We start from the raw sequence: 11,754 nt of genomic DNA, 5'->3' as shown, positions 1-11,754 counted from the left end.
GTTTCATGAAATTACTGCGTTATGGCCCAGCAGGTTGTGAGAAACCCGGGATACTGGATGCTCACGGGTATGTCCGGGATCTCAGTGCACTGGTGGCGGATATCGGTGGTCCGGCATTGTTGCCGTCCAGTTTGGCGCGATTGCGGGCCATTGATCTGGACACCTTGCCCCGTGTGGCGGGCGTGCCGCAGCAAGGTCTGCGTCTGGGCCCCTGTGTGGCAGCCGTAGGTAAATGTATCTGTATCGGTCTGAACTACGCAGACCATGCGGCCGAAGCGGGTATGCCTGTGCCACCTGAGCCTGTTGTCTTCAACAAATGGACCAGTGCCCTGGTTGGACCGGACGATCCGGTGGAAATTCCCCGTGGGTCGGTCAAGACTGACTGGGAGGTTGAGTTGGCAGTGGTGATTGGTCAGGGTGGGCGCTACATCACCGAAGCTGATGCCATGACACATGTTGCAGGTTATTGCGTGATGAACGATGTCTCGGAGCGGGACTATCAGCTCAATCGTGCCGGCACCTGGGACAAAGGCAAGGGGTGTGACAGCTTTGGCCCGCTTGGGCCGTGGTTGGTGACAGCAGATGAGGTGCCCGACCCACAGGCACTTGACCTGTGGCTGGAAGTGGATGGTCATCGGTATCAGAACGGTAGTACCCGCACCATGGTCTACAAGGTACCGTATCTGATCAGTTATCTGAGCCAATTCATGAGTTTGCAGCCTGGGGATGTGATTTCGACTGGTACGCCTCCCGGTGTGGGCATGGGGCAAAAACCACCCGTGTATTTACGGGCCGGGCAGACCATGCGTTTGGGTGTGGAGGGATTGGGTGAGCAGACGCAGCGAACGGTGGCGGCCTGAATCAGCACCTGAATGACATAATCGTTGGCCTGCTGACCTGTCTCGTTATTCTTCATTTTTGCCACCTTCATGACACTCAAACTCTGCATTGCCCAACTGAATCTGGTTGTAGGCGATCTGGCAGGCAACGCCCAAAAAATCATCGATACCGCCACCCGTGCTTATCAGGATGGTGCCCGCCTGGTGCTGACCCCCGAGTTATCGATCTGCGGATATGCCGCCGAAGACCTGTTTTTGCGTGCGGCCTTCATTGCTGCTTGTGATGACGCCGTGAAGGCGGTGGCGGCAGCTTTGGCGCCGTTGAAAGACCTCAGCGTGGTGGTGGGCCACCCGACGGGCGGCGACAGTCGCACCCGCTCAGTGGCAGTTTCCAGCCGATTCAACACCGCCAGCGTGCTGCGTGAGGGCAGGGTGGTGGCGACATACGCCAAGCGGGAGTTGCCCAATTACCAAGTGTTTGATGAGCGCCGCTATTTCACCCCGGGACAGGATGTGTGTGTGTTTGAGGCAGGAGAACCCGGCCACACCCTCAAGATTGGTTTGCTGATTTGTGAAGACGCCTGGTTTGAAACGCCAGCACGTCAGACGCGGGACGCTGGTGCGCAATTGCTGGCGGTCATTAATGCCTCTCCTTTTCACGTTGGCAAAGGCAATGAGCGCGAGCAGATGATGCGTGAGCGGGTGCAGGACTGTGGTCTGCCACTGGTCTACGCCCACTTGGTGGGGGGGCAGGATGAGGTGGTTTTCGAGGGGCACTCGTTTGCACTGAATGCCAATGGCTTGCTGGCCGCTCGAGCCCCAAGTTTTATAGAAAATAGCCTTCTAGCCCGCGTTAAACAATCATCTTATGCTATTGAAATAGAAGCAGATATCGCGCCTGAGCGCACGCCGGATGCAGATTTGTGGGACGCCCTGGTGCTGGGTGTGCGTGACTACATTGGCAAAAATGGTTTTCCGTCTGTGTTGTTGGGGTTGTCGGGCGGCATTGATTCTGCGCTGGTTCTGGCGATTGCCGTGGATGCCTTGGGCAAAGACCGGGTGCGTGCAGTGATGATGCCTTCACCCTATACCGCCGATATCAGCTGGATCGACGCACGCGACATGGCCGGGCGGCTGGGGGTGCGTTATGACGAGTTGTCCATCGTGCCCGAATTTGAGGCGTTTAAAATGACGTTGAGCCAGGAGTTCATGGGTCTGGCGGAGGACGCAACCGAGGAGAACATCCAGGCTCGTATTCGTGGCACGCTGTTGATGGCTCTGAGTAACAAGTTTGGCAGCATTGTGTTGACCACGGGCAACAAGTCCGAGATGGCTACCGGCTACTGCACGCTGTATGGCGACATGGCTGGCGGTTTTGCTGTCATCAAGGATCTGGCCAAAACCACGGTGTTTCGTCTGGCACGCTGGCGTAATGCCAATGACCCGTACCGTACTGGCCAGCAACCCATCCCGCAGCGCATCATCACTCGCCCGCCCAGTGCCGAACTGCGACCGGATCAGAAAGACCAGGACAGTCTGCCGCCTTATGAGGTGCTGGATGCCATTCTGGAGCGCTACATGGAAAACGATGAGAGCATTGACAGCATCATTGCCGCTGGTTTTGACCGGGCTGATGTTGAACGTGTCACGCGGCTGATCAAGATCAACGAGTACAAGCGGCGCCAGTCTCCGGTGGGTATCCGAGTGACGCACCGCAGTTTTGGCAAGGATTGGCGTTATCCGATCACCAATCGGTTCCGGGCCTGAGCGTAGCAGCGCGGCATCATGCACAATAACCTAACCGCGCATTCATTGACAACACGTTTTGCCGCTTTGGAAGTTTATCGCCGCAGAGCACTATTTTTAGACAAGGTACCCCATGAAACAAATTACCGCCATCGTCAAACCATTCAAACTCGAAGAAGTTCGCGAAGGTCTGGCCGAGTGTGGCGTCACCGGCTTGACGGTGACCGAGGTCAAGGGTTTTGGCCGTCAAAAGGGGCACACCGAGTTGTATCGTGGTGCCGAATATGTGGTTGACTTTCTGCCCAAAGTCAAAATTGAAGTGGTTGTTAAAACCGATGACGTGGAGCGTTGCGTGGATGCCATCGTCAAGGCGGCTCATACCGGCAAGATTGGTGACGGCAAAATTTTTGTCACCCATGTGGAGAGTGTCGTGCGTATTCGCACCGGAGAAGTTGACGAATCCGCCATCTAACCCGGCTTTCAAATCAGCGTTTGATTGGCGGCGCGCAGACCAATTGTGTGCCGGCCAGTGCATCGTGCCAAAACTGCTGGCGAGGATGAAAGCGGCTCAGTATGGCCCAGACGGCCACCCAGCCCAGCACAATCACAACTGACTCCGCGCCTGACAACTCGAACCACCAGGACGCCAGCAAGGGCGGCAAGACCCACAACCAACTCCATAAATAGCGAATCAGCGCCCGACCTTGTGTCAAGGACTTGCCATTCAGGTCCAGCACACGGATGTGCCAGGTTTTCATGGCCAGGGTCTGTCCTTTGGACCACAACCAGCCAAAATAAATGCCAAACACCACAAACAGAAACCCCTGCAAGGCATGCCGGTTGTCCATGGCGTTTTTGGTCTGACTCAAAGTGCCAAATAAATAGCCAGCAATAAAAACCACACCGAACAGCAACATGCCTTCATAGAGCCAGCACGCCATGCGGCGCATCAGGCTCGGGGTTTCAAGGGTGATGCCAACGGTATCAGAGGAAGAGCGATTCATCAATCCGTTGTGGCAGGTGGCGTAAGGGACGCTGGTACTGCAGGAGCTGTTGGTGGTTGGGGAAGTGATGCAGGCATGGCTGCAGAGGCGGCCAGCGGCATGCTCGTTGTTGCACTCGTTTTGACGGGGAGTCGGTTGATTTTGCCTGGTGGCACAGGTTTCGGGGCCAATGCAGTTCTGGGCGGCGTGGGCTGAGCCGACTTGGCCAGTTTCTGGCGGGCCTCCGGACTCAAGGCTTGATAAGCACGCCATTGTTCACTTTTTTGTTCTGGCGTAATTTTTTGTACTTCGGCAAAGTTCAGTCGGGCATTCTCCCGCTGCTTGGGACTCAACGCAGCCCATTGCGCCATACGGGCGTGTAATTTCGCCTGATCGGCAGACGATATTCTTGAAAAGTTGCTACTCAGTGAGATCCACTTTCTTTTTTGCAAATCGCTCAGGGTCTCCCAGCTTCCTGCCAAGGGTTTGAGGGCAATTTGTTGGACAGGTGTCAGACTTTTCCAGTCCAGAGTTGCCAGCGGGCCAGACAGTGTCAGTTTGTCCACCAGACCATTCTGTGGCGTACTGGTGGTTGCAGAAGCCCTCTGCGCTGGAGGAAGGGCTTGCGACCAGCTGATCATGGATACAGTCAACCCGCACGCCAGAAAAGCCACGGCACGTGCAGTCAGAGGTGATCTGTAGCTGGGTGTCAACGTGTCAGAGTGGTCGATGGCGTTCAAAACGAAGGATACGCTGGGATGATTCAAGGTCAGTTGGGGGTTACCGCGCCATGCCGATTTCCCAACTTCAAAAACTGGGCAAAACCAGGATCAACATAGGCAGCAGGAGGAAGATCGTCAGTCAGAATAGCGGTATCAATCTCGGCCAGCTCTCGCGCCCCCAATTCATCCTGTATCACGTTAATGGCAATAAGGCCAACAACCAGTATCAACAGCAGACCTGCCATGCCCAACCTGTTCCACCAGGCGGTGTGCGAATTTCCGTGCCCAGCGGTTGCAGAACCAGCGCTTGTGTGAGAGAAGACTTCTGAAGCACTTTGCAGCAATACCCACTTGCGCTGGTCAACGGCTCTGACTCTGGCCGCACGCAAACGCTCAGAAACGTCATAGGGCAGGCATTCCGCAGCATCCGTCAGCCTGGCAGTGATTTTGTAGCCAAACCGGTCCATCGCCGGCAGGTATTTTGATGTATTCATAGCTTGATTCCCTTTGAGGTGAGTGCCTGGAACAAGGTGTGTATGGCGCGAGAGCAGTGTGTTTTGACGCTGCCAGTCGAGCACCCCATAGCTGCAGCAGTTTCCGTGACATCCATATCCTCCCAATAACGCATCAGAAACGCTTCTCGTTGACGTTGCGGCAGCAACAAAATCTCCTTTTCTATGGCTCGCAAGGTTTGTGCCCGCTCACGGGTGGTTTGCGGGTTGTCAAATTCAGGGGCAACTTCAGCCTGTGACAGACTTTCCAAGAGGTCAAACTCATCTCCGTCCTCCGCGTCTGATTGAAAGTCACTGAAAGGCGAAAACAAGGTATTTTTGACTTTTTGTCGCCGAAACCAATCCAGTGTTGTGTTGGACAGGATACGCTGAAAAAGCATCGGCAGTTCGTCGGATGGTTTATGGCCATAGTGTTCGGCCAGTTTCATCATGCTGTCCTGAACGATGTCCAAAGCAGACTCGTCGTTGCGAACATGGTAAACCGTGCGTTTGAAAGCGCGTTTTTCAACGCTTTTCAGGAAATCGGAAAGTTCTGCAGGGGATGCCAAGGACGGTCTCTTTGTGTAGATTGCGAGCCTGCGTGAGGCCCGATATCGGGACCTAGGCGGTCATCAACAGGGCCAAATTATGGCATTCGCCGGTCATGTGACAGACAAACCTTCTTCACAATGCGATAATGACCTCTGCCAATTAACGCAAACGGACCAAAATTCGGCGCAAACATCAATGTGCCCATGGTTTTGGTCTTAAGTTTCGATGTAACGCCACAAGTGTTTGCAAAGAAGCACCCAAGGTTTTTCGTCAGAGAAATTCACAAAGGTTCATCATGGAAATTTCAAAATCCGAAGTCGCTTCGGTGTCAAATTCATCACTTATCAGTCACCCAGCCATTAAGGCCAAATCTGCTATGGGACATACCGAGCAAGAGCTCAGAGGCGCAGAGATCCTGATCAAAGCGCTGCAGGCTGAAAACGTCAAATATGTCTGGGGCTACCCAGGTGGTGCAGTTCTCCATATCTACGACGCGTTTTTCAAGCAGGAAACCATTCAGCACGTTTTGGTGCGGCATGAGCAGGCCGCGGTGCATGCGGCTGATGGTTATGCGCGCGCTACGGGAAATGTGGGTGTGGCGCTGGTGACATCCGGTCCCGGTGTGACCAATGCAGTGACTGGTATTGCCACGGCCTACATGGACAGTATTCCGATGGTCATCATCAGTGGTCAGGTACCTACACATGCTATTGGCATGGATGCTTTCCAGGAATGTGACGCTGTCGGTATCACCCGGCCCATTGTCAAGCACAACTTCCTGGTCAAAGATGCTCGTGATTTGGCTGCAATCATGAAAAAGGCCTTTCACATTGCGCGCAGTGGTCGCCCAGGTCCCGTTTTGGTGGATATTCCGAAGGACGTGTCGTTCAAGAAAGTGGCTTACCACGGTTATCCGGAAACGGTGGAAATGCGTTCGTATAACCCGGTTCGCAAGGGCCATGGCGGGCAAATCCGCAAAGCGCTGCAGTTGTTGTTGGCCGCCAAACGGCCCTACATCTATACAGGTGGCGGTGTGTTATTGAGCAATGCCTCGGCTGAATTGCGTGAACTGGTGGACATGCTGGGTTATCCCTGCACCAACACCCTGATGGGGTTGGGTGCTTATCCGGCCAGTGACCGCAAGTTTTTGGGTATGTTGGGCATGCATGGCACGGTAGAGGCCAACAATGCCATGCAGCATTGTGATGTGTTGCTGGCGGTAGGAGCTCGCTTTGATGATCGCGTGATTGGTAATCCGAAGCATTTTGCGCAAAATGAGCGCAAGATTATTCACGTTGATATTGATCCGTCGAGTATTTCCAAACGAGTCAGGGTGGACATTCCGATTGTCGGTGATGTGAAAGATGTACTGACTGAACTGATCGCCATGATCAAGGAAAGCAACATCAAACCCGATACCCATGCCTTGGGTGCTTGGTGGGACACCATCGAAGGATGGCGTCAGCGCCAGTGTCTCAGGTATAACCACGGTGCCAATGACGTGATCAAACCACAATATGTGGTTGAAACCCTGTGGAACATGACCAAAGATGCGGATACATACATCACTTCGGATGTTGGTCAGCATCAAATGTGGGCGGCACAGTATTACCGTTTTGATGAACCCAGACGCTGGATCAACTCAGGGGGGTTGGGTACCATGGGTGTTGGTATTCCCTATGCCATGGGTATCAAGCTGGCTAAACCTGATAGCGAAGTGTTTTGCATTACGGGTGAAGGCTCTGTGCAAATGTGTATTCAGGAGCTTTCAACGTGCCTGCAATACAACACTCCAATCAAGATCGTGGCGCTGAACAATCGTTATCTGGGTATGGTTCGTCAATGGCAAGAGGTTGAATACGAAGGTCGTTACAGCCACAGTTATATGGATGCACTGCCAAACTTTGTCAAGCTGGCTGAAGCTTATGGACATGTTGGTATGCTGATTGAACGTGCGCAGGATGTTGAACCCGCCTTGCGCGAGGCACGCAAACTCAAGGATCGCACGGTTTTCATGGATTTCCGTACGGACCCCACTGAAAACGTGTTCCCGATGGTGCAGGCTGGCAAGGGCATCACTGAGATGCTGCTGAGCGCCGAAGATTTATGAACCAACTTGGATGAATCTATTGTTTGCCAAGCCTTGTGGTTACCGCTGCAAGGGGAGGGCTGCGAAAAGAGGACTCTCTTACTATGAAACATATCATTGCAGTTTTGCTGGAAAATGAAGCGGGTGCTTTGTCCCGTGTGGTTGGCTTGTTTTCGGCTCGGGGCTACAACATAGAGTCATTGACGGTTGCCCCAACAGAAGACCCCAGTCTTTCACGCATGACCATTCAGACTGCCGGTTCTGATGATGTGATCGAGCAGATCACCAAACATCTGAACCGGTTGATTGAGGTGGTCAAAGTGGTTGACTTGACCGAAGGTGCTTACACTGAGCGGGAATTGATGATGGTCAAGGTTCGTGCTGTGGGCAAGGAGCGCGAAGAAATGAAGCGGATGGCCGATATTTTCAGAGGGCGCATCATTGATGTCACTGAAAAAAGTTACACCATTGAATTGACTGGTGACCAAGCCAAAAATGATGCCTTCCTCGGCGCGATTGAAACGGGTGCAATTCTGGAGACTGTGCGTACGGGTGCCAGCGGGATTGGCCGTGGTGAGCGGATTTTGCGGGTTTGATTTTTTATAACGGAGAGATGAATGAAAGTTTTTTACGATAAAGATTGTGATCTCAGCCTGATCAAGGGCAAGACCGTTGCCATCATTGGTTACGGTAGTCAAGGGCATGCCCATGCCCAGAACCTGAATGACAGCGGCGTTAATGTGGTTGTTGGTCTGCGCAAGGGTGGGGCATCCTGGTCCAAGGTCGAAAAAGCCGGTTTGAAGGTGCTGGAAGTCGCTGATGCTGTCAAAGCTGCTGACGTGGTCATGATCTTGTTGCCTGATGAAGATATTGCAGGTGTCTACAAGAACAATGTGGAACCCAACATCAAGCAAGGTGCTTCGCTGGTGTTTGCCCACGGTTTTAATGTCCATTACAACCAAGTCGTACCACGTGCTGATTTGGACGTTTGGATGGTGGCTCCTAAAGCGCCCGGTCATACCGTGCGTAACACCTATACCCAGGGCGGCGGTGTGCCTCATTTGATCGCCGTGCATCAGGATAAGTCAGGAAAAGCCCGCGATCTGGCCTTGTCGTATGCGATGGCCAATGGCGGAGGCAAAGCAGGCATCATTGAGACCAACTTCAAGGAAGAAACCGAAACGGACCTATTCGGTGAGCAGGCTGTTCTCTGTGGTGGTGCGGTTGAACTCATCAAGATGGGTTATGAAACCTTGGTTGAGGCTGGTTACGCTCCTGAAATGGCGTATTTTGAGTGCTTACATGAGCTCAAGCTCATCGTGGACCTGATCTACGAAGGCGGTATTGCCAACATGAACTACTCCATTTCGAACAACGCTGAATATGGTGAGTATGTAACGGGTCCTGAGGTCATTAACGCCCAGAGTCGCGAAGCCATGCGCAACGCGCTTAAACGCATTCAGAATGGTGACTACGCCAAGATGTTCATCCTGGAAGGCCGTACAGGTTATCCCGGCATGACGGCACGTCGTCGTAATACGGCGGATCACAGCATCGAGGTGGTCGGTGCACAGTTGCGCGCTATGATGCCCTGGATTGCTAAAAATAAACTGGTGGATCAGACTCGTAATTGAGTTTGATATCCAGAAAGACAAAAGGCCACTTAGGTGGCCTTTTGTTATTATGAAAAGATTCACAAGGGCGCTTGAATGGATGAAGTTAACCCCACTGACTGTGCCGAGCACGATGTGCCGCTAAAAAAGCGGCGCAAAGGTATTTACATACTGCCTAACCTGTTTACATTGGCGGCGTTATTTGGTGGCTTTTATGCCATTGTTATGTCCATCAATGGGCGTTTTGACTTGGCTGCGGTTGGGATATTTTGTGCCATGATCCTGGACAGTCTGGATGGTAGGGTGGCGCGTATGACCAATACGCAAAGTGCTTTTGGAGAGCAGATGGACTCTCTGTCTGACATGGTGTCTTTCGGTGCTGCTCCGGCATTGATTGCTTATGTCTGGGGACTTAAAGGACTGGGGCGTTGGGGTTGGATTGCGGCCTTTGTGTATTGTTCTTGTGCCGCGTTGCGCCTGGCACGGTTCAATGTCAATACCGGTGTTGTTGACAAACGGTACTTTCAGGGGCTGCCTTCACCTGCTGCTGCAGCTTTGGTGGCAGGTTTTATCTGGGTGGCAACGGATCTGGGTGTTAAAGGAGGAGACCTTGCATGGCCCATGTTTGTCGTGTCGCTTTATGCTGGGCTAACCATGGTAACCAACGTGCCTTTTTATAGCTTCAAAGACATTCAGATGAAACGTAGCGTTCCGTTTGTTGTCATTGTCTTGATTGCAATAGGCATCGCAGTGATCAATATCGACCCTCCGATTGTGATGTTTGGTATTTTTGTGCTTTATGGCCTTAGCGGTTATGTCACATATTTTTGGCGCAAAACCAAAGGTATTCCCACCAGTGTGATCAGTACTTCGACGGAGGAACCTGACGAGCGCGGATTACATCAGTAGCTGTGGCAAGCAGATACCTTGACGCAATGCAGTTCAAAAAATACCTATGTTACATTGATCACATGTACCAGCAGTCCTTGGCACTAGCGCTAACACCTGACGGGTGGAGTTGTTAGCGCTTGATGGCATCCTCCTCCCGAAAGCCCGTATGCCATTGCAACGGGCTTTTTTGTTGGCTTGATAATTTTGATTGCGAATTCGATTCAGGAGCAAAGACATGGCGGACAAGTTAGTGATTTTTGATACCACCTTGCGTGACGGTGAACAATCGCCAGGCGCTTCCATGACGCGCGACGAAAAACTTCGGATTGCGCGTCAATTGGAACGCCTCAAGGTCGATGTGATCGAAGCTGGTTTTGCTGCGAGCTCGAGTGGTGATTTCGAGTGTGTCAAGGCTATCGCAGATAGTGATCAAGGACTCAACAATCTGTTCCCTGGCGCGCGCCAGCGATCGCGACATTTCGCGTGCTGCCGAGGCGCTGAAACCAGCCAATTCCGGACGCTTGCATTTGTTCCTGGCAACCAGTCCGTTGCACATGGAAAAAAAGCTGCGCATGACACCCGAACAGGTGTTTGAACAGTCCAAACTGGCCGTGCGGTTTGCTCGCAACCTGATGGCTGACATCGAATTCCGCGCAGAAGATGCCTATCGTTCTGATCCAGACTTTTTATGTCGGGTGATTGAGGCGGTAATTCATGAGGGTGCCAGCACGATCAATGTACCCGATACCGTGGGTTATGCCATTCCTGAGTTGTATGGCAATTTCATCAAAGATTTACGGGAGCGAATTCCTAACAGCGACAAGGCTATTTGGTCCGTCCATTGCCACAACGATCTGGGGATGGCTGTTGCTAATTCGTTGGCTGGTGTCAAGATTGGTGGTGCACGCCAAGTAGAGTACACCATCAATGGCTTGGGTGAACGCGCTGGTAATTGTGCTCTTGAAGAAATTGTCATGGCGGTCAAAACACGTCGTGACTATTTTGACCTGGAAGTGGGTATCGATGCGAAATACATCGTTTCAACCAGTCGTCTTGTGAGCCAAACAACTGGCTTTGTTGTGCAGCCCAACAAAGCAGTGGTAGGGGCTAACGCTTTTGCGCATGCATCAGGCATTCACCAAGACGGGGTTTTAAAGGCCCGAGACACTTATGAAATCATGCGTGCGGAAGATGTGGGCTGGAGTGCCAACAAAATTGTCCTGGGCAAGCTCAGTGGCCGGACCGCTTTCAAGCAACGCTTGCAGGAATTGGGTGTCACCATGGGGAGTGAAGCAGACATCAACCATGCCTTCATCAAGTTCAAGGACTTGGCCGACCGCAAAAGTGAGATTTTTGATGAAGACATCCTGGCGTTGGTCAGCGAGGAGAACGTTGCCCACAGTCATGACCACTATGGTTTCGTCGCTCTTTCCCAGCACAGCGAGACCGGTGAGATGCCCCATGCTACTGTGATTATGACGATTGACGGTACAGAGGTGACAGGTCAATCCAACGGCAATGGCCCGGTGGATGCCTCTCTCAAAGCCATTGAGACACACGTCAACAGTGGTGCGGAAATGGTGCTTTATTCGGTCAACGCCATCAGTGGTTCAACCGAAAGCCAAGGGGAAGTGACGGTACGTCTGCAGAACAATGGTCGAGTAGTTAACGGTGTTGGAGCTGATCCCGACATCGTAGTGGCCTCAGCCAAAGCCTACCTGAGTGCGCTGAACAAGTTGCACAGTCAGACTGAACGGGTGGCAGCCCAGGGGTAATTCATCATCTTGGGTTAAGAAAGTCTTGCAAGTACTTGTCATTGCGAGACTTT

The 11,754-nt window shown here is 52.6% G+C and carries 11 protein-coding genes and 1 pseudogene; 8 read left to right on the top strand and 4 right to left on the bottom strand.

What is annotated here, in order from left to right; genetic code table 11:
* Positions 1-5: 5 nt before the first annotated feature.
* The 3 genes from PHW99_RS09470 to PHW99_RS09460 all read left to right on the top strand — a co-directional run bounded on the left by PHW99_RS09470 (position 6) and on the right by PHW99_RS09460 (position 3,057).
* Entirely contained in the window at positions 6-860 is an 855-nt protein-coding gene (locus PHW99_RS09470) for an ureidoglycolate lyase (protein WP_300176178.1), read from the top strand.
* 69 nt (positions 861-929) lie between these two features.
* Positions 930-2,606 (top strand): NAD+ synthase, encoded by a 1,677-nt coding sequence (locus tag PHW99_RS09465; RefSeq protein ID WP_300176175.1) that lies wholly within the window; start codon positions 930-932, stop codon positions 2,604-2,606.
* A gap of 112 nt (positions 2,607-2,718) precedes the next feature.
* Complete coding sequence (locus PHW99_RS09460; protein WP_300176173.1) at positions 2,719-3,057, top strand: P-II family nitrogen regulator; 339 nt, start codon at positions 2,719-2,721, stop codon at positions 3,055-3,057.
* 13 nt (positions 3,058-3,070) lie between these two features.
* Here the strand turns inward: PHW99_RS09460 and PHW99_RS09455 are convergent, their stop codons facing one another.
* The 4 genes from PHW99_RS09455 to PHW99_RS09440 are packed head-to-tail and all read right to left on the bottom strand — an operon-like array spanning position 3,071 to position 5,350.
* Positions 3,071-3,535 (bottom strand): RDD family protein, encoded by a 465-nt coding sequence (locus tag PHW99_RS09455; RefSeq protein ID WP_300176239.1) that lies wholly within the window; start codon positions 3,533-3,535, stop codon positions 3,071-3,073.
* A gap of 53 nt (positions 3,536-3,588) precedes the next feature.
* A complete protein-coding gene (locus PHW99_RS09450; RefSeq protein WP_300176170.1) occupies positions 3,589-4,335 on the bottom strand; it encodes a DUF3106 domain-containing protein in 747 nt (248 codons plus the stop codon).
* 2 nt (positions 4,336-4,337) lie between these two features.
* On the bottom strand, positions 4,338-4,784 hold the full coding sequence (locus PHW99_RS09445; RefSeq protein ID WP_300176168.1) for a DUF3619 family protein: 447 nt from the start codon (positions 4,782-4,784) through the stop codon (positions 4,338-4,340).
* Positions 4,781-5,350, bottom strand: a complete 570-nt coding sequence (locus PHW99_RS09440) for an RNA polymerase sigma factor (RefSeq protein ID WP_300176164.1) — start codon at positions 5,348-5,350, stop codon at positions 4,781-4,783. Before PHW99_RS09440 ends, PHW99_RS09445 begins: the two co-directional genes overlap by 4 nt.
* A 278-nt stretch (positions 5,351-5,628) precedes the next feature.
* Between PHW99_RS09440 and PHW99_RS09435 the strand changes: the two genes are divergently transcribed.
* The 5 genes and pseudogenes from PHW99_RS09435 (at position 5,629) to PHW99_RS09415 (ending at position 11,701) form a co-directional block, all read left to right on the top strand.
* Positions 5,629-7,443: an acetolactate synthase 3 catalytic subunit gene (locus PHW99_RS09435; protein ID WP_300176161.1), complete on the top strand. Its 1,815-nt coding sequence runs from the start codon at positions 5,629-5,631 to the stop codon at positions 7,441-7,443.
* Positions 7,444-7,526: 83 nt separating this feature from the next.
* Complete coding sequence (gene ilvN, locus PHW99_RS09430; protein WP_300176158.1) at positions 7,527-8,018, top strand: acetolactate synthase small subunit; 492 nt, start codon at positions 7,527-7,529, stop codon at positions 8,016-8,018.
* A gap of 21 nt (positions 8,019-8,039) precedes the next feature.
* Positions 8,040-9,056 carry a ketol-acid reductoisomerase gene (gene ilvC, locus PHW99_RS09425; protein ID WP_300176155.1) on the top strand — a complete coding sequence of 339 codons (1,017 nt, stop codon included), beginning with the start codon at positions 8,040-8,042 and terminating at the stop codon, positions 9,054-9,056.
* A gap of 75 nt (positions 9,057-9,131) precedes the next feature.
* Positions 9,132-9,944 carry a CDP-diacylglycerol--serine O-phosphatidyltransferase gene (gene pssA, locus PHW99_RS09420; protein ID WP_300176152.1) on the top strand — a complete coding sequence of 271 codons (813 nt, stop codon included), beginning with the start codon at positions 9,132-9,134 and terminating at the stop codon, positions 9,942-9,944.
* 217 nt (positions 9,945-10,161) lie between these two features.
* Positions 10,162-11,701, top strand: a pseudogene (locus tag PHW99_RS09415) (2-isopropylmalate synthase).
* Positions 11,702-11,754 lie beyond the last annotated feature (53 nt).

Source organism: Rhodoferax sp. (genome assembly GCF_028689305.1).
Taxonomy (GTDB): domain Bacteria; phylum Pseudomonadota; class Gammaproteobacteria; order Burkholderiales; family Burkholderiaceae_C; genus Rhodoferax.
Note: the sequence above shows the minus strand (reverse complement) of the source record. Positions and strands in the feature narration are given on the sequence as shown.

What these genes read in the sequence shown, in the direction of transcription:
- PHW99_RS09470 (WP_300176178.1), top strand. Translation starts at nt 6, where the DNA reads ATGAAATTACTGCGTTATGGCCCAGCAGGTTGTGAGAAACCCGGGATA.
- PHW99_RS09465 (WP_300176175.1), top strand. Translation starts at nt 930, where the DNA reads ATGACACTCAAACTCTGCATTGCCCAACTGAATCTGGTTGTAGGCGAT.
- PHW99_RS09460 (WP_300176173.1), top strand. Translation starts at nt 2,719, where the DNA reads ATGAAACAAATTACCGCCATCGTCAAACCATTCAAACTCGAAGAAGTT.
- PHW99_RS09455 (WP_300176239.1), bottom strand. Translation starts at nt 3,535, where the DNA reads ATGCGCCGCATGGCGTGCTGGCTCTATGAAGGCATGTTGCTGTTCGGT.
- PHW99_RS09445 (WP_300176168.1), bottom strand. Translation starts at nt 4,784, where the DNA reads ATGAATACATCAAAATACCTGCCGGCGATGGACCGGTTTGGCTACAAA.
- PHW99_RS09435 (WP_300176161.1), top strand. Translation starts at nt 5,629, where the DNA reads ATGGAAATTTCAAAATCCGAAGTCGCTTCGGTGTCAAATTCATCACTT.
- ilvN (WP_300176158.1), top strand. Translation starts at nt 7,527, where the DNA reads ATGAAACATATCATTGCAGTTTTGCTGGAAAATGAAGCGGGTGCTTTG.
- ilvC (WP_300176155.1), top strand. Translation starts at nt 8,040, where the DNA reads ATGAAAGTTTTTTACGATAAAGATTGTGATCTCAGCCTGATCAAGGGC.
- pssA (WP_300176152.1), top strand. Translation starts at nt 9,132, where the DNA reads ATGGATGAAGTTAACCCCACTGACTGTGCCGAGCACGATGTGCCGCTA.